Annotated in this window: 21 protein-coding genes, 8 tRNA genes and 1 pseudogene; 25 read left to right on the top strand and 5 right to left on the bottom strand. The window is 41.3% G+C overall.

What is annotated here, in order from left to right; translation table 11 throughout:
• The first annotated feature begins 115 nt into the window (after positions 1-115).
• From ACFQZ9_RS09785 to sdaAA, 13 genes are all read left to right on the top strand, one after another.
• Positions 116-190: transfer RNA gene (locus tag ACFQZ9_RS09785), tRNA-Gly, on the top strand.
• A gap of 5 nt (positions 191-195) precedes the next feature.
• Positions 196-284, top strand: a tRNA-Leu gene (locus ACFQZ9_RS09790).
• 35 nt (positions 285-319) lie between these two features.
• A tRNA-Arg gene (locus tag ACFQZ9_RS09795) sits at positions 320-396 on the top strand.
• 30 nt (positions 397-426) lie between these two features.
• Positions 427-503 (top strand) — tRNA-Met (locus tag ACFQZ9_RS09800).
• 18 nt (positions 504-521) lie between these two features.
• Positions 522-614 (top strand) — tRNA-Ser (locus tag ACFQZ9_RS09805).
• A gap of 24 nt (positions 615-638) precedes the next feature.
• Positions 639-723: transfer RNA gene (locus tag ACFQZ9_RS09810), tRNA-Tyr, on the top strand.
• 29 nt (positions 724-752) lie between these two features.
• Positions 753-823: transfer RNA gene (locus tag ACFQZ9_RS09815), tRNA-Trp, on the top strand.
• Positions 824-836: 13 nt separating this feature from the next.
• Positions 837-918 (top strand) — tRNA-Leu (locus ACFQZ9_RS09820).
• A gap of 190 nt (positions 919-1,108) precedes the next feature.
• Entirely contained in the window at positions 1,109-3,436 is a 2,328-nt protein-coding gene (locus ACFQZ9_RS09825) for a helix-turn-helix domain-containing protein (protein ID WP_498943621.1), read from the top strand.
• A gap of 204 nt (positions 3,437-3,640) precedes the next feature.
• Complete coding sequence (locus ACFQZ9_RS09830) at positions 3,641-4,837, top strand: glycine C-acetyltransferase (protein ID WP_498943622.1); 1,197 nt, start codon at positions 3,641-3,643, stop codon at positions 4,835-4,837.
• Positions 4,838-4,915: 78 nt separating this feature from the next.
• Positions 4,916-5,893, top strand: coding sequence for an L-threonine 3-dehydrogenase (locus tag ACFQZ9_RS09835; protein ID WP_498943623.1), 978 nt, complete (start codon positions 4,916-4,918; stop codon positions 5,891-5,893).
• Between the two features lie 62 nt (positions 5,894-5,955).
• Positions 5,956-7,359: an amino acid permease gene (locus tag ACFQZ9_RS09840; protein ID WP_498943624.1), complete on the top strand. Its 1,404-nt coding sequence runs from the start codon at positions 5,956-5,958 to the stop codon at positions 7,357-7,359.
• 83 nt (positions 7,360-7,442) lie between these two features.
• Positions 7,443-9,005: an L-serine ammonia-lyase, iron-sulfur-dependent, subunit alpha gene (gene sdaAA, locus ACFQZ9_RS09845; protein WP_498943625.1), complete on the top strand. Its 1,563-nt coding sequence runs from the start codon at positions 7,443-7,445 to the stop codon at positions 9,003-9,005.
• 84 nt (positions 9,006-9,089) lie between these two features.
• Here sdaAA and ACFQZ9_RS09850 read toward each other — a convergent pair whose 3' ends face one another.
• On the bottom strand, positions 9,090-9,542 hold the full coding sequence (locus tag ACFQZ9_RS09850) for a S1 domain-containing RNA-binding protein (protein ID WP_198313332.1): 453 nt from the start codon (positions 9,540-9,542) through the stop codon (positions 9,090-9,092).
• A 165-nt stretch (positions 9,543-9,707) separates the two neighbouring features.
• On the opposite strand from ACFQZ9_RS09850, the gene ACFQZ9_RS09855 reads away from it, so the two are divergent.
• Positions 9,708-10,007, top strand: coding sequence for a YciI family protein (locus ACFQZ9_RS09855; RefSeq protein WP_498943626.1), 300 nt, complete (start codon positions 9,708-9,710; stop codon positions 10,005-10,007).
• A 91-nt stretch (positions 10,008-10,098) separates the two neighbouring features.
• On the opposite strand, the gene ACFQZ9_RS09860 is transcribed toward ACFQZ9_RS09855, so the two are convergent.
• The 3 genes from ACFQZ9_RS09860 to ACFQZ9_RS09870 form a co-directional block, all read right to left on the bottom strand.
• Entirely contained in the window at positions 10,099-10,239 is a 141-nt protein-coding gene (locus tag ACFQZ9_RS09860; protein WP_198313330.1) for a hypothetical protein, read from the bottom strand.
• Positions 10,240-10,335: 96 nt separating this feature from the next.
• Positions 10,336-10,530: a hypothetical protein gene (locus ACFQZ9_RS09865; RefSeq protein WP_198313329.1), complete on the bottom strand. Its 195-nt coding sequence runs from the start codon at positions 10,528-10,530 to the stop codon at positions 10,336-10,338.
• A gap of 57 nt (positions 10,531-10,587) precedes the next feature.
• On the bottom strand, positions 10,588-11,511 hold the full coding sequence (locus ACFQZ9_RS09870; protein WP_498943627.1) for a type II toxin-antitoxin system SpoIISA family toxin: 924 nt from the start codon (positions 11,509-11,511) through the stop codon (positions 10,588-10,590).
• A gap of 312 nt (positions 11,512-11,823) precedes the next feature.
• Between ACFQZ9_RS09870 and ACFQZ9_RS09875 the strand changes: the two genes are divergently transcribed.
• The 9 genes from ACFQZ9_RS09875 to ACFQZ9_RS09915 all read left to right on the top strand — a co-directional run bounded on the left by ACFQZ9_RS09875 (position 11,824) and on the right by ACFQZ9_RS09915 (position 21,890).
• Positions 11,824-11,985 (top strand): hypothetical protein, encoded by a 162-nt coding sequence (locus ACFQZ9_RS09875; protein WP_498943628.1) that lies wholly within the window; start codon positions 11,824-11,826, stop codon positions 11,983-11,985.
• Between the two features lie 300 nt (positions 11,986-12,285).
• Positions 12,286-13,461, top strand: coding sequence for an acyl-CoA dehydrogenase family protein (locus tag ACFQZ9_RS09880; protein WP_498943629.1), 1,176 nt, complete (start codon positions 12,286-12,288; stop codon positions 13,459-13,461).
• A 17-nt stretch (positions 13,462-13,478) separates the two neighbouring features.
• Positions 13,479-14,627: an acyl-CoA dehydrogenase family protein gene (locus tag ACFQZ9_RS09885; RefSeq protein WP_498943630.1), complete on the top strand. Its 1,149-nt coding sequence runs from the start codon at positions 13,479-13,481 to the stop codon at positions 14,625-14,627.
• A 19-nt stretch (positions 14,628-14,646) separates the two neighbouring features.
• Entirely contained in the window at positions 14,647-16,773 is a 2,127-nt protein-coding gene (locus ACFQZ9_RS09890) for an acetate--CoA ligase family protein (protein ID WP_498943631.1), read from the top strand.
• Between the two features lie 13 nt (positions 16,774-16,786).
• A complete protein-coding gene (locus ACFQZ9_RS09895; protein ID WP_498943632.1) occupies positions 16,787-17,578 on the top strand; it encodes a crotonase/enoyl-CoA hydratase family protein in 792 nt (263 codons plus the stop codon).
• A gap of 22 nt (positions 17,579-17,600) precedes the next feature.
• Entirely contained in the window at positions 17,601-19,040 is a 1,440-nt protein-coding gene (locus tag ACFQZ9_RS09900; protein ID WP_498943633.1) for an MFS transporter, read from the top strand.
• Between the two features lie 13 nt (positions 19,041-19,053).
• Positions 19,054-20,208 carry a thiolase family protein gene (locus ACFQZ9_RS09905; RefSeq protein ID WP_498943634.1) on the top strand — a complete coding sequence of 385 codons (1,155 nt, stop codon included), beginning with the start codon at positions 19,054-19,056 and terminating at the stop codon, positions 20,206-20,208.
• Positions 20,208-20,585 (top strand): Zn-ribbon domain-containing OB-fold protein, encoded by a 378-nt coding sequence (locus ACFQZ9_RS09910; protein ID WP_498943635.1) that lies wholly within the window; start codon positions 20,208-20,210, stop codon positions 20,583-20,585. Before ACFQZ9_RS09905 ends, ACFQZ9_RS09910 begins: the two co-directional genes overlap by 1 nt.
• A gap of 156 nt (positions 20,586-20,741) precedes the next feature.
• Positions 20,742-21,890 (top strand): TetR/AcrR family transcriptional regulator, encoded by a 1,149-nt coding sequence (locus ACFQZ9_RS09915; protein WP_498943636.1) that lies wholly within the window; start codon positions 20,742-20,744, stop codon positions 21,888-21,890.
• Between the two features lie 396 nt (positions 21,891-22,286).
• On the opposite strand, the gene ACFQZ9_RS09920 is transcribed toward ACFQZ9_RS09915, so the two are convergent.
• Positions 22,287-22,916 carry an isochorismatase family protein gene (locus tag ACFQZ9_RS09920; RefSeq protein ID WP_498943637.1) on the bottom strand — a complete coding sequence of 210 codons (630 nt, stop codon included), beginning with the start codon at positions 22,914-22,916 and terminating at the stop codon, positions 22,287-22,289.
• A 756-nt stretch (positions 22,917-23,672) separates the two neighbouring features.
• Here ACFQZ9_RS09920 and ACFQZ9_RS09925 point away from each other — a divergent pair.
• A complete protein-coding gene (locus tag ACFQZ9_RS09925) occupies positions 23,673-24,392 on the top strand; it encodes a conserved phage C-terminal domain-containing protein (RefSeq protein WP_498943638.1) in 720 nt (239 codons plus the stop codon).
• A 236-nt stretch (positions 24,393-24,628) separates the two neighbouring features.
• A pseudogene (locus ACFQZ9_RS09930) lies at positions 24,629-25,435 on the top strand (DUF2075 domain-containing protein); the annotation flags it as partial.
• Between the last annotated feature and the right edge of the window lie 110 nt (positions 25,436-25,545).

The following is a 25,545-nucleotide window of genomic DNA, read 5'->3' on the forward strand; positions in this document are numbered from 1 at the left end:
GGTGTGGCGGAATTGGCAGACGCACCAGACTTAGGATCTGGCGCCGCAAGGCGTGGGGGTTCGACTCCCTTCACCCGCACCATATTTTTTAAAGAGCAAAATCACTTAAATAGATGCGGAAGTAGTTCAGTGGTAGAACACCACCTTGCCAAGGTGGGGGTCGCGGGTTCGAATCCCGTCTTCCGCTCCAAAAGTGCCGGGGTGGCGGAACTGGCAGACGCACAGGACTTAAAATCCTGCGGTAGGTGACTACCGTACCGGTTCGATTCCGGTCCTCGGCACCAAGTTTTTTGCAAATTGAAATTATTTATCAACAAATGCGCCCGTAGCTCAATTGGATAGAGCGTCTGACTACGGATCAGAAGGTTATGGGTTCGACTCCTTTCGGGCGCGCCATAACAAAAAATAGCTTAATAATTCAAATTTGGCGGTGTAGCTCAGCTGGCTAGAGCGTACGGTTCATACCCGTAAGGTCGGGGGTTCGATCCCCTCCGCCGCTACCAAATGATTTTTAAAATAGTGGAGGAATACCCAAGTCCGGCTGAAGGGATCGGTCTTGAAAACCGACAGGCGGGTTAAACCGCGCGGGGGTTCGAATCCCTCTTCCTCCGCCATTATTTTATTGTTCACTTATAGATGGAGGGGTAGCGAAGTGGCTAAACGCGGCGGACTGTAAATCCGCTCCCTCAGGGTTCGGCGGTTCGAATCCGTCCCCCTCCACCATAGTTTTTTCGCGTTAGCGAAAATAACTTAGGGGTATAGTTTAAAGGTAGAACTAAGGTCTCCAAAACCTTCAGTGTGGGTTCGATTCCTACTACCCCTGTTTGTTTTATTTTGCCGGTGTGGCGGAATTGGCAGACGCGCACGACTCAAAATCGTGTTCCGTAAGGAGTGTCGGTTCGACCCCGACCACCGGTATCACACAAAAGGGTAAAACCCTTAAAGGTCAATGCTTTGAGCAATCTAAGCATTGACCTTTTTTGTTTTTAGTGTCTTAAAGTCTATACTTAATCGTGTGCTCAACAAATATACAACAACTACAGTTAACGGCTCTAGTCTATACTTTACGTGAGTGCACATTTTTAATCTAGTCCTAAGGTGGATGTTCATGAACCGGCTAATAAAAGATGATTCATATCAAATAAGTTTACAAAACATTGAATATTATTCTCCGCATATTTATTTAGGAATCGAGATTCTCCTAGTGATAAGGGGAGAAATCGAGATTACGGTCAATCAGCATTCCTACCATCTAGCTGAAAATGATCTTCTGCTGATTAACGCCAATGATCTACACTCTATTAAGGGTAATAAGGAGAATGTGGTCCTATCGTTACAAATTCCTTTGGATCTAATTAAGCCTCATTATTTAAATATTCATGAGTGTCATTTTAACTGCAACTCATCTAAAGAGGATAATGGGATGTATCTGCTTTATGATCAAATTCGCCAACTAATGGCGAAAATTTTGATTGCCTATTACCAAAAGCAGGATGGAAGTGAAATCGAGATTAACGGACTAATTTTTCAATTAGTTACACTGTTGATTCGGAATTTTAAAACTACCCATCCTGGAAGTAATCAATTCACCGAAATGAAGGATGAAAGAATTAGAGAGATCCTAGCTTTTATCGAAAAAAATTATCGCAAACCGATATCATTGAATGAAATTGCCAAAGAGCAGTATTTGTCTCTTTACTATTTGTCACGTTATTTCAAGCAAGAAGTTGGGGTTAGTTTCTCTCAATACCTCAAAAATGTCCGTTTGAAATCAGCGGTGCAGGAGCTGCTTTATACCGGCCAAAATATTACCCAGATTTCGGAGAATTGTGGTTTTCCCAATGTAAAAGCATTTAATATGGCTTTTAAAGAAATGTACCAACAAACGCCTACTGAATATCGCAACCTTCATAGACTGGAACCGATGGGTGTCGAGGAAGTGAAACATGAAACCGAACAATATACATTACTGCAATCACCCAACTTTTTAATGGAAATCAGTAAATATATTTCAGGAAATGAGAAGAGCACCACGCCGATGGAACCGGCTGCTACTGTGGTACATGTGGAGCTGCCGCAGGAGCCCATTTTTATCAGAGAAAAAGCCTTAAAGTTACTGGTGATCGGGAAGCTGGAATATGCTTTGCATGAAGAAGTGAAGGCAGCATTAATGTTGATCCAAGAGGAACTTGGATTTGAATATATCTATTTTTCGGACCTTTTTTCAGATAGCTTTGCGATGACAACGCCTCTCTACCAAATAGGCGGACAATTTTATCAGCTGGATGCCTTATTCAGCCTTTTTCAACAATTAGGGTTGGTTCCTTTCATTCGTGTGGAAGTTGAAAAGGAAGTGGAAAGGAGCTCTGAGTACCTTAAGAAGCTAGATGAATTTTTACAGCATAGTATTAGTTATTTCGGCAGTGACTTTGTAGGCAAATGGCGATTTGAACTGGTTTTCACGGAATGCGGCGAAACAGCAAAGAGCTTTTATCAAGATTTTTATCAAACTGTAAAAAAGCGGGCTTCTGCCGCAAAAATAGGTCTCCATATGCCGTTTTCTTTACGAAAGACTATATCCGTTCCTGCAGCTGAATTTATAAAGCAAATTTCCGACCGTTGCGAGCTAATCTGCTTCACCTGCAATCCGAATGAAGAAGTGGATTTTACCGATATGGATAATCTTAGTTTTGAAGGAGTAAAAAATTATGTAAAGAAAGAAATCGGCAAATTAAAGGAAAGTCTAGCGTCTGTGGGTTTAGACGAGATTCCGATTTTTCTTACCGATTGGAATACACTTTATGGGAATACGATGGATTTGAGCGGTATTTTTTTTCGCTCGGCCCTTATTTTTAAAGAAATGTTGGATGCAATGAAGGAAATATCCGGTTTGGGCTTCTGGATTGATACCCATTCACTGGAAAAAAATAATCTGGATCAAGACCATATTGCCATGAATGGAATTGCCCTCCTGTATTATTATCAAATTAAACGCCCTGCTTATTTTAATCTTCAACTGATGGCAAAAATGACCTTGCGGATTTTAGCGGAAGGCCCGGATTTTGTAATGGCAATGGGGGAAAATGGCTACCAATTAGCCGTTTATAACCCTTCCTATATTAATCCCTCTTATTCGGTCGAAAGCTTCTTTTTGCAATCCATTACAAAGGAAAAGAAAGTGGTGATTTCAGGCCTGCCGCCTGGGCGTTATCAAATTCGCAAGCACATCCTTGATCAAAATAACGGCGAATTTTATATTAACTGGATAAATTTGCAGCATCAGGATATTTACGACCAGGAGATTATTTCCTTTATTAAGCAGGGAACCCACCCTGATTTACAAATTTATGAGGAAAAAGTGGAATCGGAGCTTTATTTACAATCCACTCTGACCTTTAATGCTTTTCATCTCTTTGAAATAAAGCCATTAAGTTAAAACTTAATGGTCTTTTTTTGTGGTTAGTTTTGACGAAATTGTGAAGAAGGGCAAATATTAGAGGTACACACAACAAATATGGGAATGTAAATCGACAAAATTCGCTTTAAACTAAATATATGAAAACGTTTTCAGTCTAACTTCTTCTGATTCGGTAACGTGTTAGAAGTTTTTCTGAAAAGTTTATTAATGGAGGTTTGCACGATGTCCAGAAAAGTTTTAGAAGATATATTAACTCCACAGCTGCAAGAGCTGCGTGAGAAAGGGCTATATAACGTCATTGATACAGTAGAAGGCCCTAATGGCCCAATCGTAACAATCAATGGCAAAAATGTCATCAATATGTCATCCAACAATTACCTTGGGTTGACAAACAATGAAAGATTAATCCAAGAAGCGAACGAAGCGACGAAACAGTACGGTGTGGGTGCCGGTGCCGTTCGGACAATTAACGGAACAATGACCATCCATAATGAATTAGAAAATAGGATTGCCGAATTCAAACATACGGAGGCGGCAATTGCTTTCCAATCAGGATTTAATTGCAATATGGGCGCAATCTCGGCGGTGATGACGAAGAAGGATGCGATTATTTCTGATGAATTGAATCATGCCTCGATCATTGATGGCTGCCGTTTGTCCGGAGCAAAAATCATCCGGGTCAAACACCAGGACATGGATGACCTAAGAAGGGCTGCAAAAGAAGCGGTCGAAAGTGGCGCCTATGAAAAAATAATGTATATCACTGATGGCGTTTTTTCAATGGATGGGGATGTAGCAAAGCTCCCTGAAATCGTGGAAATTGCCGAGGAATACGGCTTGCTTACATATGTGGATGACGCACATGGCTCTGGCGTCATGGGCAATGGTGCAGGCACCGTTAAACATTTTGGCCTTTCCGATCAAATTGACTTTCAAATCGGAACGCTTTCCAAAGCAATTGGCGTCGTGGGCGGCTATGTGGCCGGTACCCAGCAATTGATTGATTGGTTAAAAGTGCGCGCTCGTCCATTCTTATTTTCAACATCGCTGACGCCAGGAGCTGCTGCTGCCTGCATTGAAGCCATCAATATCATGACGGAATCAACGGAGAGAGTCGATCAGCTATGGGAAAATGGCCGCTATTTAAAAGAAGGCTTGAAAAACTTAGGATTTAATATTGGCCACTCGGAAACACCGATTACACCATGTATTCTCGGCGAAGAAACATTAACGCAGCAATTTTCTCGCCGCCTCATGGAAGAGGGAGTTTACGCCAAAGCCATCACCTTCCCAACGGTGCCAAAGGGAACAGGCAGAGTGCGCAATATGCCAACTGCGGCCCATACAAGAGAAATGCTAGACCAAGTACTGGCTGTATATGAAAAAGTGGGAAAAGAACTGGGTGTCATCCAAGATTAGAAAAGAGGCAGGAGGGCCCGTTCTTAGAATGGTTCCCTCCCTATTACAACTTGAGAAATATTCGGGAGGTTGTTTACGATGAAAAAAATTCTTGTGACCGGAAGCTTAGGCCAAATCGGTTCAGAGTTAACGATGAGAATGCGCGAACTGTACGGAGAGGAAAATGTCATTGCCACTGATATCCGTCATGTTAATGGCAACCCAGTCGTGGAAAATGGTTTATTTGATACATTGGATGTTCTAGATGGCGAGAGAATGCAGAAACTGGTCAATGATTATCAGATTGATACGATTATCCATTTGGCAGCGCTACTGTCGGCAACAGCAGAGAAAAACCCGCAACTTGCCTGGAATCTAAATATGGGCGGATTGATGAATGCGCTCGAGGTGGCGCGGAATTCCCATGCACAGTTCTTTACACCAAGCTCGATAGGAGCCTTTGGTCTGTCTACGCCAAAAGACCTTACACCACAGGATACAATCCAACGGCCAAACACGATGTACGGTGTCACCAAAGTAAGCGCCGAATTACTTTGTGATTATTATTTTGCAAAATTTGGCGTTGATACCCGCGGTGTCCGCTTCCCGGGATTGATTTCTTACAAAACACTTCCGGGTGGAGGAACGACAGACTATGCAGTAGATATTTTCTATGAAGCGTTAAAAAACAAAAAATACACATCCTATATAGGGAAAGGCACTTACATGGATATGATGTATATGCCGGATGCGATTGATTCAATTATTCAATTAATGGAAACGGATTCATCAAGATTAAAACATCGGAACGCCTTTAATATTACAGCTATGAGTTTTGAACCTGAAGAAATTGCCACTTCCATCAGAAAATTTATACCAGAGTTTACGATGGATTATCAGATAGATCCAGTCCGGCAGCAAATTGCCGACTCTTGGCCAAACAGCATTGATGCGTCCGCTGCCAAAGAGGAATGGGATTTTAACCCGCGGTACGATTTAGACCGTATGACAAAATCCATGCTAGAAAACTTAGGGGAAAAATTGGGTATTCCATTTGGGGAACCTGTATTGGTTTAAAAGAAAGAATAACAGTAAGAAGGTAGAGTTAAAAAATCCAATGAGGGAAAGTAGGACAGTTTATGTCAAAAAACCAGGAATTAAAGCGTGGCCTTAAATCGCGTCATATCCAAATGATTGCATTGGGTGGTACCATCGGGGTTGGGTTATTTATGGGATCGGCCAGTACGATTAAATGGACGGGCCCATCCGTTATGATTGCCTATGCAGTTGCCGGTCTCTTCCTATTTTTCATTATGCGCTCGATGGGGGAAATGCTTTATTTGGAACCAACTACCGGTTCATTTGCTGACCTCGGCAATAAATATATCCATCCTTTGGCCGGATATTTGACAGCTTGGAGCTATTGGTTCCAATGGATCATTGTCGGCATGTCGGAAATCATCGCGGTTGGTTCGTATATGAATTATTGGTTCCCACATTTGCCAACATGGATCCCTGGGGTAGTCGCGATGGTGATCCTTGGCGTTGCCAATATGATTTCGGTTAAAAACTTTGGTGAATTTGAATTCTGGTTTTCATTAATTAAAGTATTAACGATTGTCTTGTTAATTATTGCTGGTATTGGAATTATTATCTTTGGCTTCGGGAATGGAGGCCATGCAATTGGATTTTCGAACATTTGGAAAAATGGCGGCTTTTTCACAGGCGGCTTTAAAGGATTCTTTTTTGCCCTTTCCATCGTAATCGGCGCTTATCAAGGAGTGGAGCTGATTGGGATTACGGCCGGGGAAGCAGAAAATCCGAAGGAAACAATCACGCATGCTGTGAAAACAACCGTTTGGCGTATTTTAATTTTCTATATCGGTGCAATTTTTGTCATTGTAACGGTTTACCCTTGGGACCAGCTCAGTCAAATTGGCAGCCCATTCGTTTCGGTTTTTGCCAAAATCGGAATTACAGCTGCAGCCGGCATTATCAACTTTGTTGTAATCACGGCAGCAATGAGCGGCTGTAACAGCGGCATCTTCAGCGCAACACGGATGCTTTACGCATTGGCGAAAAATGGACAGGCACCAAAGATTTTTGCTAAATTATCGGAAAATAAAGTTCCTGTCTATTCAACCATAACGGTTTTAGTCGGCTTGCTCCTTGGCGTAGTGTTGAGCTTTGTTGCACCACCATCGATCTTCGTGTATGTATACAGTGCAAGTGTACTTCCAGGTATGATTCCATGGTTTGTACTGCTCATCAGTGAAATCAAATTTAGAAAAGTAAATGCTGTTGCAATGGAAAAACATCCATTTAAAATGCCTTTTGCACCGTACAGCAACTATGCTACGATTATCTTTTTACTAGTGGTCCTTGTCGGTATGTTTATCAATCCAAGCACTCGCATCCCGTTAATCGTGGGAATTGCATTCCTTGCTCTCATGACAGGTATTTTCTATCTGTTAAAAATGGAAAAACGCGTACCGTTAGACGATGAAGAAAACGAAAAAGGCACAAAACCAAAAGCGGTTTAATATAAAGTTAACAAAGGATGAAACAGGGGGGACGGTTCTAATGCTTCACTTATTGGAACCGGCTCCTTTTAGGGAGTGGTATTATGTCTTTCATGAGTTTAAAGGAAGTAATTGAACTGGCCGAGCAACATAACATAACGATTGCTGAATTAATGATCCAAACGGAAATACAGCAAAAGAGTATTCCGCGCGAAGCGATTATCGAAAAAATGGCCGAGCAATTTACGGTAATGGAAGAGGCTGTCCGCAAAGGGACGACAAGTGCTGTTATGTCTCGTACCGGCTTGACCGGTGGTGATGGGTACCGTCTTCACCAATATGCCGAAAATGGAAAATCGTTTATCAATCCTGTTACATTAAATGCCGCAGCCAATGCGCTGGCCGTATCAGAAGTCAATGCAGCAATGGGGCGGATTGTAGCAACGCCGACTGCAGGTTCAGCGGGAATCTTGCCGGCAGTGCTCGTTCACGCTCTGGACAGCGGGAAATTCCCACGAGAGCAGATCGTACTGTCGATGTTCACTGCCTCTGCCCTTGGCTTGGTGATTGCTAATAAAGCTTCGATATCAGGAGCTGCCGGCGGATGCCAGGCGGAAATTGGCTCAGCAACCGCGATGGCAGCTGGCACTTTAGTTGAGCTTGCCGGAGGCACTCCAGAGCAGGTTGGAAATGCCATTGGAATTGCTTTAAAAAATTCACTGGGACTAGTTTGCGATCCGGTCGCAGGGCTAGTGGAAATTCCATGTATCGTTCGGAACGGATTACACGCGATTACCGCGCAGGCTGCTGCAGATATGGCGTTGGCAGGGGTGGTCAGCATTATTCCACCTGATGAGGTGATTCATGTAATGCATGAAGTCGGGCAGCAAATGCCTGAATCGCTAAGGGAAACCGGGATTGGCGGTCTGGCTGGTACCCCGACAGGTCAAAAATTGAAGGTGCAGATTTTCAGTGAAAAGACAAGCAGCTGCGGGCCGGCTAAATATCAAAGCGCCTATGAAATTATCGGCCCTGTCATGGTCGGGCCATCCAGTTCACATACTGCAGGTGCTGTCCGAATTGGCAACATAGCCTGCCAGCTGTTAAACGAAAAACCATTATTTGCAAAGTTCTCTCTGATGGGTTCCTTTGCCGAAACCTATCAAGGTCATGGCACAGATTTAGCATTATTGGGAGGGGTTCTAGGGTTAACAACAATGGATGAAGGCATTCCAAATGCAAAATCCATTGCCGAAGAAAATGGATTACAATACGAGTTTACGAAGCGGGTGATGGGAAGTTACCACCCAAATACAGTGCTAGTTGAATTATCAGGAGCAACGCGAACGGTAAAGGTATTGGCCAGTTCTTTAGGCGGTGGCAAAGTAGAAGTTCAGGAATTGGATGATTACCCGTTAAAGTTTTCCGGAGAACGACCAACACTTGTGATTCGCCATACCGATCGAAAAGGGGTTATTGCCGAGTTATCAGGATCACTTTATCAAAAAGGGTTAAATATTGCCCGTATGGCGAATGAACGTTCAAAAATCAATGGTTCGGCGATAACAGTTTGTGAGATTGACAATCAGATCGAAGGAAACCTCTTAACCATATTGAATAAAGAAATTCCCATCATTGATGAAATTTTATTAATCCAAACTATGTAGTGTTGAGGACTGTATTATTTAAAAGTTAAGGCAAGCCAATTATAGGCTTGCCTTTATCTATAATGATGAGGTATTAAAAACAAGTTATCCTCGTCTTCCGCCTCTACCGCCCTGTTTTGCTCCAGTGTTTTTTTTAAGGGTAGACAAATTTTCTTCACTCGTCTTTAAAAAACGAGCCATTTTATCTTCAAAACTTTCTTTTGATTTGAATTGACCTTTTGGACGAAAGTCTTTGGAACGGTTATCACCTCTGCCCGAGCGTTGTGGGCGTTGTTGTGAATAAGAAGAGGTTTGTCCTTCAGGTCTATCTATCGCTTTTTTTATGGACAAGGAAGTTTTTCCGTCCTTCATACTAATCACTTTTACTTCAACCTGGTCTCCTACCTTAAGATGGTCATTAATATCTTTTACATAGGTATCCGCAACTTCACTGATATGCACAAGACCTGTTGACCCATCTGGTAAGTCTACGAATGCTCCAAAATTAGTGATGCCTGTTACCTTACCTTGTACCTTGCTGCCTATTTCGACTGACATAAAAATAGTGTTCCTCCCTAATACTGTTATAAGATTTAATTATAACATATTCTTGAAGAAGTAAATATGGTCTGGAGCTGTACCTGAGCCAAAATTTTTCAGGTATCCATTCTATTTATGGTGGAAAAATAGTTTGATTAAAGGAAAACTGAGGAGTGTTTTACAATGGAACAACTTGAGTTCTTGGCTATTGGCAAGGCAAAACGGGAGAATTGGCTGGCTACAATGACTCCTGAGGAAAAGGCAATAATGGGAAAACACCTTGAATACGTTAGGCAGATGTACACGGAAGGGAAAGTGGTCTTGTCTGGCCCATGTTTAGATGGGGCTTATGGGATCATTATCTATAAAGCGGAATCTGCGGAAGACGCACAAAAAATGTTTGAAAACGACCCAGCTGTTCAAACCGGTGTCATGGATGTGGAATTACATCCCTTTAAAGTCGGAGTAATGGAAGGTCGCTAAGGTGAAATCGTGATGGTTTCATCTTTCTTATTGTCCATTAACCCGATAGTGGATTTTGTTCGTACAGGAAGTATTGAAAGGATTGTATAGACTATCTGCTTTTCTTTATTTTATCAAGATTCTCTCTGATTTTTTCATTCATTTTTAGTAACTGACTATTTTTCAAATCCCTTTTAGGTAAGGTTCCTGATGGTTTGTCCAAAAAAGGGCTTTTCTTTTTTCTTTCTCCCATTACATCATCTCCCAAACAGATCTTTATATATCTATATTGTCTGTATGGTCACAATATGAGAGCTTTAAACAAAAAAGACAGGAGAAATCTCCTGTCTTATCGCTTCGCTTCACCATAACGGCTATCTCTTAATCGCTCTACCGCTTTGTTGCTTCTCTCAAACAAATCTCTTGTATACAACGAAGGAGAAGTTTGTGGAACTGTTTGAGCCGTCCTTTCCATTAAGAAAGGGGATCTTGCTCTACCTTTGCGTCTCCTTGAAACAACTGCTTCTGCTCCAGGCTCTGGCATTTTATCCACTCCTTTCCTATCTTTTACCCTTATTCTATCAGATTTACACTCTATTTTCTATAATTGGCTTTGCCAATGTGGTTGTTGCGGTTGCTCTATTTCAACCCAAGTATGTATTACTGACAAATTGATTATGTGATCAATATCTATATCTAATATGTCGATCTCTGATTCAATTGCGATAACTACTGGATATGTATGTTTTAAGTAGGGTACTAATATTGTGAATTTATCAATATGAACGACCTTTTTCTCATTTAGAACTTTCATTTGGTCTTCCGTTAAATTAACGCCGATGATCGTACCTATCTCTTGTTTGAATGCTCCATCATCTTGCTTAACAAATACGGTAAGTTCCTGCCTACAAGTTTCTCCGTAGGCCATAAGAAAATCTTCTAAACTATCACGATATGATTCCGCATCTTGCCATTCTTGAGTACCAAAAGAAGATTTTTTCACACTGTCTAAAATAGAAGTGAACTGCAAGTTTCTGTTTTGCGTTTGTGTAATAACCTTGTGCATTTCTTCATTGATACTTTCCACCTCAGTAATCGGTTCCATTTCGGCTCCGCCTATTTTCTTAATAGACGGTGTAAGGAATAACGCTAAGTCTACAAATATAAACATGCCCGCTAATAACGTGTATCGTTGCCACTCTTTCACATCAAAACCTGACTGATTCAGCAGCAAGATCATCCCTATAATAAAAAAGAAGTACCATGTTCTTCTCAAATTTTGATTATACTTCTTAAAGAACTTCGGAAAAGTCCAACTTGTATAGATGATAATAAGAGCAACACCTACAAGGATCAACCATTTATTTTCCTGCGTAAAGGATAGAATTTGACTTCCCCAACTTTTCTTTACAACGAAAGAAATAATTAAGAGAATGAGGGGAATGATGATTTTAGCCAAAAAAACATACCGTTCCTTTGTCCAACGCTCTCTTTCATACCATTTTTTATAATCTTCAGTTACCATATTTCACCTCCTGAACTTTATTCTATCATGTTTTTATAAATTGAATTGTTATATATAAGACTTATCTTGGTGGTGGTTACTCACCAAGGTGATGAAAAAGAAAATACTATTTAAAATGTGTAGGGTTTTTTAGTTTAAAGAAAATATTTCTCAAATTTCTTTTATGTATTATTATGTGAATACATTTGCTTTAATTGGCGGAAAAGAATAAGATTGTTTATTTCAGTCTAAACTAAATCAATTTTATAAGGTATCCATTCCATTTATTGTGGAAAAATTGATTGATTAAGGACAACTGAGGAGTTTTTGAAAATGGAACAGCTTGAGTTTTTGGCTATTGGCAAGTCAAAACGGGAGAATTGGCTGGCTACAATGACTCCTGAGGAAAAAACAATAATGGGAAAACACCTTGAATACGTTAGGCAGATGTATGCGGAAGGGAAAGTTGTTTTGTCTGGCTTGGCCCATGTTTAGATGTGGCTTATGGGATCATTTTAGGTCATGATATTTTTTCTAGTAAACACTTTTGTCTGAAAAATCTGATTCCAATACCCAAAATAGGTAATGATAGGGTGAAATTTCACCCTATGTTCGTAATTTTTTTAATATTTCTCATACGTAATCACGTAATATGTTCATATTTTTGTCTCTTAATCAATCATTTTGCTTATTTTGTCCCATTTTACATAAATGCACTAAAACTGTATATTTTTTTCCTTAAGGCAGGTTGGTATAGTTGGGATATCAAATAATAATAGATAAGGAGATGAAGAGATGGATTTTAATTTAACGGAAGCCCAATTTGAATGGCAAAAGGAAGTACGGACTTTTTTAAAAGAACACGTCACTCCAGAATTACTAGAAGAATTTCGGGAACATGAAGATCAAGAAATGGGACCTCTAGAAATTGCCTTCAAAAAAAAATGTGCAGACCGCCGTTGGAATAAAATCAACTGGCCAATAGAAGAGGGTGGACTCAATTTAACGGAGATGGAGAAATTCATCTTAAATGAGGAGTTCTTATATGCCCTTGCACCACAAATTAATGATACCGCCTCATCCATCGTTGCCCCTTCTTTGTTTAAATTCGGAACCAAAGAAAATAAGGAAAGGTTTTTACCGCCTATTTTAAATGGTGAAATGTCTTTTGCCTTAGGGTATTCGGAGCCAGAAGCCGGTACCGACTTAGCTAGTTTAAAGACAAAAGCCGTCCTTGATGGGGATGAATGGGTGATTACTGGACAGAAGACATGGAATACCTTCGGCCATCGTGTGACTCATCAATGGCTTGCAGCACGTACGGGGGACGAAAATTCCCGTCATAAAGGGATTTCCATGTTTATCGTTCCAAATGACGCACCTGGATTAACCATGACAAGCCAATATACATGGGGAGATCATACAACGAATGAGGTCTTCTTCGATCAAGTCCGGGTACCGAAAGACCATTTAATCGGCGAAATAAATGGTGGATGGAAAATTCTAACTTCCGCACTTGATTTTGAACGAGTCATGATGGGGGAAGTGGCCGTTCCAAGACGAGCCTATGACGATACAGTGAAATTTGCCGCTACAACAGAATTAGATGGCGAATTAATAATGGATCGTCCAGACGTCATTTCAAAGCTGGCTGAATTAGAAATTGATTTAGAAATTGGACAATTATTTGGATATCAAGCCGCCTCCAAACTGGATGAAGGTGTGGATTTATCTGCAGATGCTTCGATGATGAAAGTCTATGCAACGGAATTATATACGAAGGTTTCCGATCTTGGAACGCAAATGATGGAAGCCTACGGCCAGTTAAACTGGCAAAATGAAGCTGCACCCGCAGGTGGAACCGTTGAGCATATCTATCGTCTTGCACCATTTCATCGATTTGGCGGGGGGACAAATGAGGTACAGAGAAATATTGTGGCACAGCGCGGATTAGGGCTGCCTCGTAAATAAAAAGGAGGGATTACAAGATGAAGATGACATTTACAGATGAGCAGCAAATGTTGCAGCAAGCGGTGAAACGTTTTTTTGAAAAAAATGCACCCATTGAAACCATTCGAAGGATTCAAGCAAGCGAACTAGGGCATTGTGAGAACTTATGGCATAAAATCACGGAGGCTGGCTGGAATGCGATCATCATTCCAGAAGAATTCGGCGGTGCTGGTGGAACGCTGATGGATTTGGCGATTATTTTTCAAGAAGCAGGGAAAGTTCTGTTACCGACTTCCTTTTACAGCACGACCTATGCCACGCTTGTATTAAATGACCTTGGCACGGACAAGCAAAAGGAACAATATTTATCAAAAATCGCCAATGGTGAATGTATCTCCACTGTGGCCTATGAAGAGAAAAATGTGCTAACGAATCCTGCATTATTTACGACAACAGCAGAGCAAGTGAACGGTAAATGGATGATTCATGGTGAGAAATGGTTTGTTCAAAATGCGTATAGTTCGGATGAAATGTTCGTTGTTGCACGGGTTGGCGAACAGTTTGGAATTTTTTCAATTTCGAAGGATCAAGAAGGAGTGCATTTACAAGAACTCCATACCATTGGACAGGACCAACAAGCGATTGTCCGATTAGATCACGTCATGGTGGACGCAGCAAACCTAATCGGTGAACGCCTGGTAAGTGCGGAGGAATTAGAGAACAGCCGGCTAAAAATGACAGCGCTTCAAAGTGTTGAAATGGCTGGCGGTGCGATGAGAGTCGTTCAAATGACGGTAGATTATGTAAAAGAGCGGCGTCAATTTGGGGTACCGATTGGAACTTTTCAAGCGGTTCAACATCATTTGTCCAACCTCTATACAAAGGCGGTAGGTTCACGGTTAGCTGCATATAAGGCAATCTCTGTGCTGCAAAAAAATCCAAAGGCGAAACGTGAAGTAAGCATTGCCAAAGCCTTTACCAGTGAATCGTATACCGGTATTACAGTCATGGCCCATCAACTATGGGGAGGCATGGGCTACTCAACAGAAAGCCACTTGTTTTTATGGTCAAACCGTGCAAAAGCAGCGGAATTAACCTATGGAACACCCGCTTTTCACCGAAGAGTAATTGAACAAATCCTACGGGACCGGGCAAAAGCTCAAGAGGAAAAAACAATATATGTTTAAACCGATCGGAGGAATGCAAATGTATGGACAATTAGAACCGTTATTTTCACCGAAGTCGATTGCCATTATTGGCGCGACTATTCGGGAAGGGGCCATTGGGAATACGGCGGTTCGTAACTTCCGTATATCGAATTATCAGGGGCGTGTATATCCAATTAATCCTCGGTACAAAGAAATTGAAGGATTTACCTGCTATTCAAATGTGAAGGAGATCCAAGAGCAGATTGATATGGCCATTATTGCTGTACCCGGAGAGCATGTGGAGAGAAGTGTGCAAGATTGTGCCGAGCAAGGAATTCGCCATGTTTTAATTTTTAGTTCCGGATTTGCAGAAATGGGCGAAGAGGGAACAAAGATGCAGGAGCGTTTTGTTTCTTACTGTAAACGGCAGGGGGTTCGTATTTTAGGTCCCAATACATTAGGGATGGTCAATGTCCATGAAGATTTAGGATTAATGTTCCAAGATATTGGCTACACGGTGTATGAAAAAGGGGAGGTAGGGATTGTCGCTCAAAGCGGTGCAACAGGATCGCAAGTACTATCCATGGCCTCAGAAGAAAAAGTCGGCTTTTCCTATATGGTTGCCACGGGGAATCAGCCAGATATCGATACGATTGAAGTGCTAGATTACTATATTCAGGATCCAAAAACGAGTGTTGCTTCCTTTTATATGGAAGGAGTGCCCTCTGGGAAACGTTTCTTATCGATGGCAGAGAAGGCATTAGCGGCAAATAAACCCGTTGTCGGCATTAAATCGGGGCGTTCATCTGCCGGGCAGAAAGCAGCCCTATCCCATACAGCTTCTTTAACGGGTTCAAATGAGATCTTTGAAGTAGCAGCGAAAAAATACGGTGTGACGGTTGTCGAAGGATTTGAACAGTTAATCGATACGTTAAAAGCCTTCCAATCTGGAAAAAGATCAAAAGGAAATCGTGTTGCTACCATTGTAGTTTCGGGTGCAGTAGGGATTTTACTCGCAGATGCACTAGAGCTGAATGGCTTACAAATGGCGGAGTTGTCTCAAGGTACAAAGACCAGGTTACGGGAGCAAATCGCCAGTTATTGTTCGGTTGAAAATCCAGTAGATATTGCCTCCACCTTTATCTTAAATGAGCAAGTGTATCCTCATGCGGTACAAACATTAGTAGATTCAGATGAAGTCGATATGGTGATCATTCATCTGCCCGTTCCAAAAGCATTAAATCCTCAAAAGTTTGCGGAAATGTTTGTTGAAATTTCAAAAACGACCGATAAACCCATCTTTGTTGTGCCAACAGGGCTTGAGTCTGAAATGGCAGAAGTCCGCCACTTCTTAACAGAAAATCATGTTCCCGCTTATCGGCATATTGAAGGGGCCGTTCAATCGGCAAAAGCAATCTATCAATATGAATGTACACGCCAAAAGTATATGGAAAACCAAAATTTCGCATCCGTGGAGGTGCCGATCAAGATTACCAGCGAAGAGCCTTCGATTGCCGAACATCTTGTCAAAGAGATGCTGCAAAACTATGGTGTGCCTGTGCCTAATAGTCTATTAATTAGAAGCGAAGCAGAGATTTCCTATCTTTCTAGTATCACCTACCCTGTTGTTGCTAAAGTCGCTTCAGCACATATTGCTCATAAAAGTGATGTAGGCGGAGTGGTGCTAAATATTAAAAACCCAGAACAATTAAGAGATGCCTACCATGAAATTCTATCAAAGGTAGGGATCCATTGCCCTGAAGTAAAAATAGATGGGGTTTTAGTTGAAGAAATGGCGACAGACCGCTTTATTGAATTTTTTGTTGGGGTGCAAAATGATGAATTATTCGGACCTGTTTTAACATGTGGATTAGGCGGCATCTTTGTGGAAGTCCTGAAAGATGTATCACGCCAGCTCGGATATGTATCGAAAGAGGAAGCCCGCCAAATGGTGGAATCTCTAAAAGGAGCGGCTATTTTAAAAGGGGCCCGTACGAAGGTAGAATACGACATGGATGCGTTATCTGAAGCCATCTCGAATATTTCTCAAATAGCAGCTTCACTTGAAGGCAATTGGCAGGACTTTGAGATTAATCCACTTGTAGTGTTTGAGAAAGGTAAATGTGTGTTAGCACTAGATGGATTAATTACACTAAAGCAAACAGCCATACCAGTTTCGTCATGAAAGGGTGAATAAAATGGAATATAACCATGTTCAAGTAGAAAACGCCGGACCTATTTTTATTCTTACGATTAACCGTCCAGAGGCCATGAATGCGATCAATCAGCAGACATGGATTGAAATTGGAGAAGCGCTCGAGTATTTCAATCGAACGGATGACTATGTTGTAGCGATTTTAACCGGTGCTGGTCAACGATCATTTTGTGCCGGGGCAGATTTGAAAGCGCTGTCGCGGGGGGAGAATATTATCCCTTCCACTGAAGCGGCGGATTGGGGCTTTGCAGGAATCGTTAAACACTATACAAATAAACCGATTATCGCAGCGGTAAACGGTTTTGCAATAGGAGGCGGAACGGAAATTGCCTTAGCCTGCGATCTCGTCATTGCTTCAGAACAGGCAACATTCGGCTTACCGGAAGTGAAACGCGGGATTATTGCCGGAGCTGGCGGGCTGCTGCGCCTGCCGCGGCAAATTCCAATAAAAATTGCCTCTGAACTAATCTTTACCGGTGATGCATTATCGGCAGATGCTGCTGCGAAGTGGGGACTTGTGAATCATGTCGTCCCACATGAACAAGTGATGGAGAAAGCCATGGAAGTAGCGCAAAAGATTGCCAATAATGCACCTGTTGCGGTTCGGGCCAGTAAAGATATTCTTTACAAAGGACTGGATGTACCCCTCGATCATCCGCAAACGGCATGGGAGATTAATGATCAATATGTGGAGGTGGTCATGTCTTCAGAGGATTCTTTGGAAGGACCGCGTGCTTTTGCAGAGAAACGTCAGCCTGTTTGGAAAGGAAAGTAAAACCAAAAATGGAGGGAAAAATATGAGCGCGGCAAAAAAGTATAATCCGTGGGTTGTTTTCTTCTGTCTATTAATTAGTGTATTTGTTTTACTTGAAGCAGCAGCCTTTCAATCACCCGCTTTACCATTCATTACGAAGAGTTTTGGAATTGATCCAGGTTTTGGCGGCGCGGTTACACTCGCTTATTATGCTGCGGCCGTTGTTTTTGCCCCATTAATGGGGCGTCTTAGTGACCAGGTTGGGCGTAAAAAAATGATTTTAAGTGGATTAACCCTCTTTTCCTTATCGGAGTTTACAGCTGCTTTAAGCCCGAACTTCTCCGTTTTCTTAGCAGCACGTTTCTTGCAAGGGATGGGTTATGCCTGCGTATTTCCTGTTATTTTTGCCTATATTTCGGATTTATTTAAGGAAGAAAGCCGGGGGAAAGCGATTGGATATTTAGGAGCTACAGCGACAGTCGGCGCCGCTTCCGGCGGGATTATTGCAGGGGTATTAATCGATCTGTACGGTTGGTCGATCATTTATTGGATTAGCGGCACTCTTTCAGCTATTGGGATTGGGATTATTTATTTTACCATGCCAAAATCCACAAAACTGTCAGGCAAACAAGTCATTGATTTCCCTGGAGCTGTCATTTTGCTCGTCACCATTGGCTCACTTGTCACGTTACCGATGATGCTGACCAATTTTGGCCTGGTTTCACCGATTTCGATTGGTTTAATCGCAAGCAGTGTGATTGGATTGATTTCGTTAATTTTGGTTGAACGAAAAGTACGCGTGCCGGTAATGGATATTAAAATCCTTCGATTACGCGGCATCCATCTTCCAGCAGTCATTGTGATTTTACAAAATTTCTGTAATATCGCCCTGATCTATGCCCTTACGTATTACATCGCTGGCCGTGAAGGCTGGGGGGCAACACAAACAGGGTTAATGAGTACGATTAACTATATTTTTAATAGTGTGGCAACATTAGCAACCGGTTATTTAGTAGATAAATATAAGCCAAGAATCTTTGTTCTAGCTGGGGCTGTATTGAGTTTAGGCGGAGCATTGGCCTACACCTTCATTACAACGACTTCCTCTTACGCTTTCTTAGTCTTCGCCGTAAGTATTGTTGGATTATGCGGCGGTCTAATCAACCCTGCCTTAATGAAGATTGTAACGACTGACGTGCCTAAAGCATTACGTGGCGCCGGATCAGGTACCTATGTCATGTTCCGGGATATTGGGGTGCCGCTAGGGTCTTCCATTGGTTTAGCATTATTTGGCTTTATGAGCCGCACTAGTGGTGTAAATGCAGAGCCGATTGTCGCCACAACGAAAGCCATCAATGGGGTCGGAATGGTTGTGATGGGTGTCATTGTTGTATTAATCCTCACTACTTTACTACTCTATCGAAAGCCTTCTGCGGAAACTCAAGAAGAATTTGGTATCCAATCTATTCCAGAACAGACCTAAAGGAGGATCAAGGATGAAAGGAAAAGCTGCAATCGTCGGCATTGGTGAAACAAACTATGAAAAAGATAGTGGAAAAAATATTTTGCAGCTTGCAAGTGTAGCAACTAAATATGCTTTAGCAGATGCCAATTTATCGATTCGGGATCTAGATGGCATCATCACGTTAAGTCCGCTATCTACTAGTGCACGTTTAAATAATGTGCTTGCCTCTTATTTAGATATGAAACCAGCCTATAGTGCGGAAGTGGCTGTTTATGGGGCTTCGGGTGGTATGGCATTAAAACAGGCAGCGGAGGCAATCGTATCAAAAGCGGCAAGAAGAATTCTCGTGATCGGCAGTGATAAAAATTTCTTAAAAGTTCAATCGAACGAACCGCAAATTTTAGGGAGTGCATATCAGCAGAAGTTTATTAGCGCTGAAGCCACACCTAGCTATGCGATGGCGGCTCATTTGCATCAGCACTTATATCAATCCACTAATGAGCAGCGGGCTAAAATCGCTGTGGACCAACGATATAATGCGAACCATTTTGACAAAGCACTTTTTAAAGAGAAGAAACTGAATTTGGATGATGTGTTGGCATCCCCGGTCATTGCTGAACCGATTCATATGTTGGAAATTGTCTATCCTTGCGATGGAGCTGTTGCCTTTATTGTAACCTCGACTGAGGATGCAAAAAGCATCACAGACACTCCCGTCATGATTGAAGGAGCAGGGTTTTATAACAGTCATTTTTTATTCACAGAGTCAGAAATGTTTACGAACGGATTAGTGACAGGTGTAAAAAAGGCAGCAGACATTGCCTATGAGATGGCAGGGATTGGCCCGCGGCAAATTCAGATTTGCGGTCTCTATGACTGCTACACCATTGCCGTAATGCTTATGCTTGAGGACTTGGGATTCTGTGAAAAAGGGCAGGGCGGCAGGTTTGTTGAGGAACATGATCTGACGTTCAAGGGCGATTTTCCTGTTAATACGAGCGGCGGCCAGCTGTCTGCCGGTCAGCCCGGCGATGCGGGCGGAATGGTCAATATTGTAGAAGTTGTCAGGCAGCTTAAGGGGGAAGCAGGCATCCGTCAAGTCGCGGATGTGGAATATGGAATTACCACATCGAACGGCGGATATTTCTCGAATGAATGTGTCCTGATTTTAAGGGGGGATCGGTAATGTATAAAGAAGCACAGCCATTTTGGGACGGAATAAAGGAGCATAAATTACTCCTCCAGCGCTGCAAGAACTGTGAGCAATTTGTCTTTTACCCGCGAACCTTTTGTCCACATGATCTGGGAGAACTGGAATATGAGGAAGTCGAGGCTGCCGGTAAAATCATTTCGTACTCCGTCGTAAACCGTTGTGGTGAGCCTAGTTTAATACCTTACCTCCCTTATGTTGCTGCTTTAATTGAACTAGATTGCGGACCCAAGATTTTTGGGCGTTTAGTAGAAGTACCGTTGCCGCTTGTACATTCCATTTTTGGGCAGCGTGTAAAAGGAAAGTTCGTTAAACAGGGTGAGGAAGATATGCTCGCTTTTGCACTAGAATAATAGATGTGTGTTTTGAATATTTCTAATTTTCAATTTACAATCTCGGTTTGATTCTAGTATGATAAGAGTAAACAAGGTCATCGATATTTCTCTGGTGGAGAAAAGAAGATGGCCTTTTCTCGTGAAGAATACATTGAATCGATGGGAGGTTTGACTTTGGCTCGAAAATTACCACATGCAAAGGAAGGATTGATGCAAGCGTTAATTTCCTTGATGGCTGAAAAACCATTTCCGCTCATTAAAATTACAGAAATCTGTCAGGTATCTGGCTATAATCGAGGAACTTTTTATAAACATTACCAACAAAAGGATGATTTGTTGGAAGATTTATTGGAGATTAAATTACAAGAATTGAATGCTGTGTTAGAAGATATCGCTAAAAATGGTTCACGAATGCAAATAGTTGAACGGCTGATTCCCTTGTTTTCCTATATTTATGAGAATCGGTATTTTTTTAGTGTGATTTTAGGGGAGCATAAAATTGCCGGTTTCCGGCTACGTATCTTTGAAATCTACCGACAGTACATAGCTCAGCATATCGTAAAGCCCATCCCGTCCGTTGAAAATGATCCGCTTTTACAAACGATTCAGCTTGATTTTGTGTCCTCTACTTGGCTGGGGATCTCTCTTTTTTGGATTCATCAGCAGGAGCAGCCGACCCCTGAATATGTGACGGAGCAATTTATTAAAATTATGGAGATGCCGAAGCATATTATTTTTTCAAAGGATTGGCATTTTAAGTTTCAGAAGGAAAATACTCCGGTTGATGCAAAAGCAAGGGGAGCCCGGAAGGCGTTTCAAATCTCGTTGATTAAGCTCCTGATGATGAGGGAATATAAATTGATTCGGATTCAAGATATTTTGGAGACTTCTGGATATAACCGTTCGTCCTTTTATCTGAATTTTGCTGACAAAGAGGATTTATTTCATTCCTTGCGAGATGATTTGGTGACGGGGATGCTGCGGGCATTCAGAAAAGGGCCTCAAAGTGCTCGTGCGATTATTGGGAGAGATCTTCCGATTTCCACGTTGTTTGATTACATCTATGAGAATCGCGAGCTCTTAAAGTTGATGTATAGTTCAAAAGCGGTGCCCGGGTTTTTTAATTATATGTTTAGCGCGGTGTCCCATTTTTTTGCGGAAGAGGTTTCGGGACGAGTAGATGTGGATAAGGATTTATACAGTAACTATTTGGCCACCACCCTAATGACCATCATCGGCAGCTGGTTCACCCATGGCGTGCGTTATTCACCAGAATTTATTTCTGGAATCTATCTAGAATTCCTGCACCAGTCCTCCGTTTGACCAGGAGGGCAGAGGGGGATCACGTGGACGGTTCAATAAGGGGACAATCGGAAGTTTTGCGCATGAAATGGCCCATCAAGCGAATAGGAGCTAGTTGGGCCTTATTGTTTTTTGGGGTAAGGTCTTTTCGCAATTGATTGCTCACGAAGAATGAAGTCGCAGTTATGGTCGTTGGGTTTCAATCTTTCGGTATCCGATAGTTTTTGATTATATTGGCTGTTTTCGTCTAATAGTAAGTATATTTTTTGTAATTTCAATCTATTTATAGAACTTTTCCTCGCCCCATGGAAGGGGGGGGGGTTGCTATCCAAAAGCCATATGTTATTCCAAGTCCTTATGCTGAACAAGGAACAAACTTGGGGACAGTTCGTGCAATTACCATTGAGGGATACTGTTTTATAAGTTTGAAATTGCTTCCTGTGTCGTCCAAGTAGCACTAGCAAAGGCTTTATAATTGGTAACTGCTGCTTGAAAATCTCTTTCACTTATCGTTGCTGTGGCATCATATACAATAGCTGTTTCAAACCCATTTTCGATTAAATCCCTCATATGGGACTCTACGCAAATGTTGGAGAGCACTCCTGCAATAATTGTCTTCTCTTTTCTATGTTGCCGTAACTGGTATACTAAATCATTTGTTTGTGGGCTAGCAACCTTGTGTGGAGTAGAAACGATGGTTCTCCTATGAAAAATATAAGGTTTCAAAGAATGAACGAAATCAGCTCCTACAGACGGTGGTGTATACGCATTTGCTTTTTCGTACATTTTAAGGCCTAATAACATATTTTGTTCATTTCCTGTAAATTGCCAGCCATAATCATGAGGATATAAATAATGGGGTGATATGAAAAGTTGATATCCTTTATTCAGTGCAGTTCTCATTAATAGCTCGAGGTTTTGTACAGTGTTGTTTTTCTCAATATTATCTTTTGTTAAATGATAACCTCTGCCTCCCGGGCTCATAAAATCATTTTGCGGGTCTGTAATTACAATGGCAGTATTATTGGGATGTGGTTTAAACGGCAAAATATTTACCTCCCTCTCAGCACAAGCTTGCGGAATTATTTTCAACCTGTTCGGATAGGATAGAGAACTTGTTTTGTTTAAAAAAGTTCAGCATGGACATGACAGTCGCACCGGACAAGCTACAAAGTCATCAAAAACTTTATAGGCATTTATATGTAGTTTCAGTTTGATTGGTTCACTTTGTTATAAGAAAATTAATGTACAACTTTGACCAATTGTTTGCAGAAGGTAATTGTTAAGCTAACGAAAATGTTTCCACCAAAAGCAGAGAAGAGATGGTTTGGATGTTACAATATAAAATTGAAGAAATGAACGGGCTGTGACAAACGTGTCACAGAAAGACTGGGACCAGGCACTTACTTTAAAAATCAAAATGACTTTCCCACTATTCCAGCAAGAACTCATCATGTTTTCAAACTGAATCCTCTGATATTCCATCCTGACCCTTTGGAAGGAACAAGCCTGAACCAAGCAATACCAGAGATTACTCCAGAGATTGTTCAAAGACAACAACAACAGAAAAAAACTCCCGTTGTCGTTGTATCCAACCTGAAAAACTCCCAACCCCCCTTTTTTAAGCCCAATTCAAATCTCTTGCCATTTGTTCAAACCTCGCCATACTCTAAAAAGCTTTTTTATTCACCCTGTCCATTTTACTCCTTTTTCTTTATATAGCAGGTGTAAGGTTATTGAACCAATCGAGGAATCATTCATCAGAGACTCTCTCGGGAATAAGGACAATAGGAGGAATAAGCAATGAACAGTTTATTACTGAACGAAAGCCCCATGATGGTGCTCCCATCATTGGCAAAGAATATTGGGTTAAATGAAGCAATCATCCTGCAGGAGATTCATTATTGGATTCAAAAAAGTTCTCATGTGATTGAAGGAAAGACCTGGATTTATAACACCTACCAACAGTGGCATCAGCAACTTTCTTTCTGGTCGTTAAGCACCATCAAACTGACAATTCGTTCATTGGAAGACCAAGGACTTCTCCTCTCAGGGAACTGGAATCGAAGCAAAATGGATCATACCAAGTGGTACACCATCGATTATGAGCGATTGGCAACATTAGAATTAACATCTCCTGAGCCTAAGATACACGAGGTTGAAACAGAAATAGACTCTACCGAACCGGAAACCGCATCAGAAACTTCACAGAAAACATCACCCATTACCGAAATTATCACCTACCTGAATGAAAAGACAAATGCAGCTTACAAACCAAGTTCACAAAAAACAAAGGTCATCATTCAAACAAGAATGAGGGAAGGGTTCACATTGGAGGATTTTAAAAAGGTCATTGATTTGAAGACCGCCCAATGGCTACATGATTCTCGTATGTCCAAATATCTTCGACCGGAAACTCTATTTGGTCCAAAATTCGAGTCTTATTTGAATCAGAAATCTTTTAATCCAAATTTGTTAAGAGCTGAGGATTTTGATTTAGATGATTTAGATGGAGACGGTTGAATTCATGAAGAGTATTAAGGTGTTTTTTTGAGCAGTTTGAAAAGGATCAAAAGAAAATGGAGATTATCTTTGAATCAGTAGATTTTGTTTAATTAAATAATATAGGATACCGATGAGAGGTCTTTTTAGTAAGGAGGCTAGGTATTTTTGATAACTTAGGAGAATTTAAGGAAACAAAAAAAGATGGCAAATTAATGCCCTCCCTTACATAGTTTTAAGAGTTCTGTGATGAGGCACATCGTCTTAAAGAACAGGGACATATGAAAAAGAAGATCCCTGGTGAAAATCAAGCCACACAAATTATTCGATCATCTAAAGTCAGTGTTTTCTGTGTAGATGATCAACAGGTTATTTCTAAAAAAGATATCGGGACTGTAAAATTAATCGAAGATGAGGCTGAGAAACTGGGTGCCATGATACATACAGTAGAATTGGAGTCACAATATCGGTGTTCTGGTTCCGGGAACTATATAGCATGGTTAGATAGTCTTTTAGGCTATATAGATAAGGAGATTGCGCTTGAAGGTGAGTTTGATTTTCGTGTAGTTACAGATCCACATGAGTTAGTTGAGGAGATTGTTGAGAAGAGAAATGGTCGACTTCTTGCTGGCTATGCATGGGAATGGAATAAGAATCCTATAGATGGACAACTTCCTAAAGATGTTGAAATAGAGGAATATAATTTTGCTTTACCTTGGAATGATCCGAATCGAATTGATTGGGCGATTCACCCTGATTGTGCTAATCAAATAGGTTGTATTCATACAGTTCAAGGTTTAGAAATGGACTATGTTGGAGTCATTATAGGTAATGACCTTGGATATGATCCAGAAACAAATTCTCTTTTTGTTAGAAGGGATGAATACAAAGATAAAGGTGCAAGGCCTGCAAAGCCGAAAAAAGGTCAAGAAGATCCACTATTTGATCTTGTGCGTAACACATATAAAACACTCATGACACGTGGCATGAAGGGATGTTATGTGTATTGCTGTGATAAAGAGTTGAGTGACTACATTATCAATAGAATGAAAAGGAGGAATTAGTTTCTAAAAAAGTATACTCTTATATAATAAATTCATGGGTTAAACTTGTAAAATGAAATTTACTTGGAAGAGATACACTATTGTTGTTCCCGGAAAAACTTTGAAGGAAT

This window comes from Neobacillus sp. GCM10027624 (assembly GCF_042675345.1).
Lineage (GTDB): Bacteria > Bacillota > Bacilli > Bacillales > Cytobacillaceae > Neobacillus > Neobacillus cucumis_D.

What these genes read in the sequence shown, in the direction of transcription:
- ACFQZ9_RS09825 (WP_498943621.1), top strand. Translation starts at nt 1,109, where the DNA reads ATGAACCGGCTAATAAAAGATGATTCATATCAAATAAGTTTACAAAAC.
- ACFQZ9_RS09830 (WP_498943622.1), top strand. Translation starts at nt 3,641, where the DNA reads ATGTCCAGAAAAGTTTTAGAAGATATATTAACTCCACAGCTGCAAGAG.
- ACFQZ9_RS09835 (WP_498943623.1), top strand. Translation starts at nt 4,916, where the DNA reads ATGAAAAAAATTCTTGTGACCGGAAGCTTAGGCCAAATCGGTTCAGAG.
- ACFQZ9_RS09840 (WP_498943624.1), top strand. Translation starts at nt 5,956, where the DNA reads ATGTCAAAAAACCAGGAATTAAAGCGTGGCCTTAAATCGCGTCATATC.
- sdaAA (WP_498943625.1), top strand. Translation starts at nt 7,443, where the DNA reads ATGTCTTTCATGAGTTTAAAGGAAGTAATTGAACTGGCCGAGCAACAT.
- ACFQZ9_RS09850 (WP_198313332.1), bottom strand. Translation starts at nt 9,542, where the DNA reads ATGTCAGTCGAAATAGGCAGCAAGGTACAAGGTAAGGTAACAGGCATC.
- ACFQZ9_RS09855 (WP_498943626.1), top strand. Translation starts at nt 9,708, where the DNA reads ATGGAACAACTTGAGTTCTTGGCTATTGGCAAGGCAAAACGGGAGAAT.
- ACFQZ9_RS09860 (WP_198313330.1), bottom strand. Translation starts at nt 10,239, where the DNA reads ATGGGAGAAAGAAAAAAGAAAAGCCCTTTTTTGGACAAACCATCAGGA.
- ACFQZ9_RS09865 (WP_198313329.1), bottom strand. Translation starts at nt 10,530, where the DNA reads ATGCCAGAGCCTGGAGCAGAAGCAGTTGTTTCAAGGAGACGCAAAGGT.
- ACFQZ9_RS09870 (WP_498943627.1), bottom strand. Translation starts at nt 11,511, where the DNA reads ATGGTAACTGAAGATTATAAAAAATGGTATGAAAGAGAGCGTTGGACA.
- ACFQZ9_RS09875 (WP_498943628.1), top strand. Translation starts at nt 11,824, where the DNA reads ATGGAACAGCTTGAGTTTTTGGCTATTGGCAAGTCAAAACGGGAGAAT.
- ACFQZ9_RS09880 (WP_498943629.1), top strand. Translation starts at nt 12,286, where the DNA reads ATGGATTTTAATTTAACGGAAGCCCAATTTGAATGGCAAAAGGAAGTA.
- ACFQZ9_RS09885 (WP_498943630.1), top strand. Translation starts at nt 13,479, where the DNA reads ATGAAGATGACATTTACAGATGAGCAGCAAATGTTGCAGCAAGCGGTG.
- ACFQZ9_RS09890 (WP_498943631.1), top strand. Translation starts at nt 14,647, where the DNA reads ATGTATGGACAATTAGAACCGTTATTTTCACCGAAGTCGATTGCCATT.
- ACFQZ9_RS09895 (WP_498943632.1), top strand. Translation starts at nt 16,787, where the DNA reads ATGGAATATAACCATGTTCAAGTAGAAAACGCCGGACCTATTTTTATT.
- ACFQZ9_RS09900 (WP_498943633.1), top strand. Translation starts at nt 17,601, where the DNA reads ATGAGCGCGGCAAAAAAGTATAATCCGTGGGTTGTTTTCTTCTGTCTA.
- ACFQZ9_RS09905 (WP_498943634.1), top strand. Translation starts at nt 19,054, where the DNA reads ATGAAAGGAAAAGCTGCAATCGTCGGCATTGGTGAAACAAACTATGAA.
- ACFQZ9_RS09910 (WP_498943635.1), top strand. Translation starts at nt 20,208, where the DNA reads ATGTATAAAGAAGCACAGCCATTTTGGGACGGAATAAAGGAGCATAAA.
- ACFQZ9_RS09925 (WP_498943638.1), top strand. Translation starts at nt 23,673, where the DNA reads ATGAACAGTTTATTACTGAACGAAAGCCCCATGATGGTGCTCCCATCA.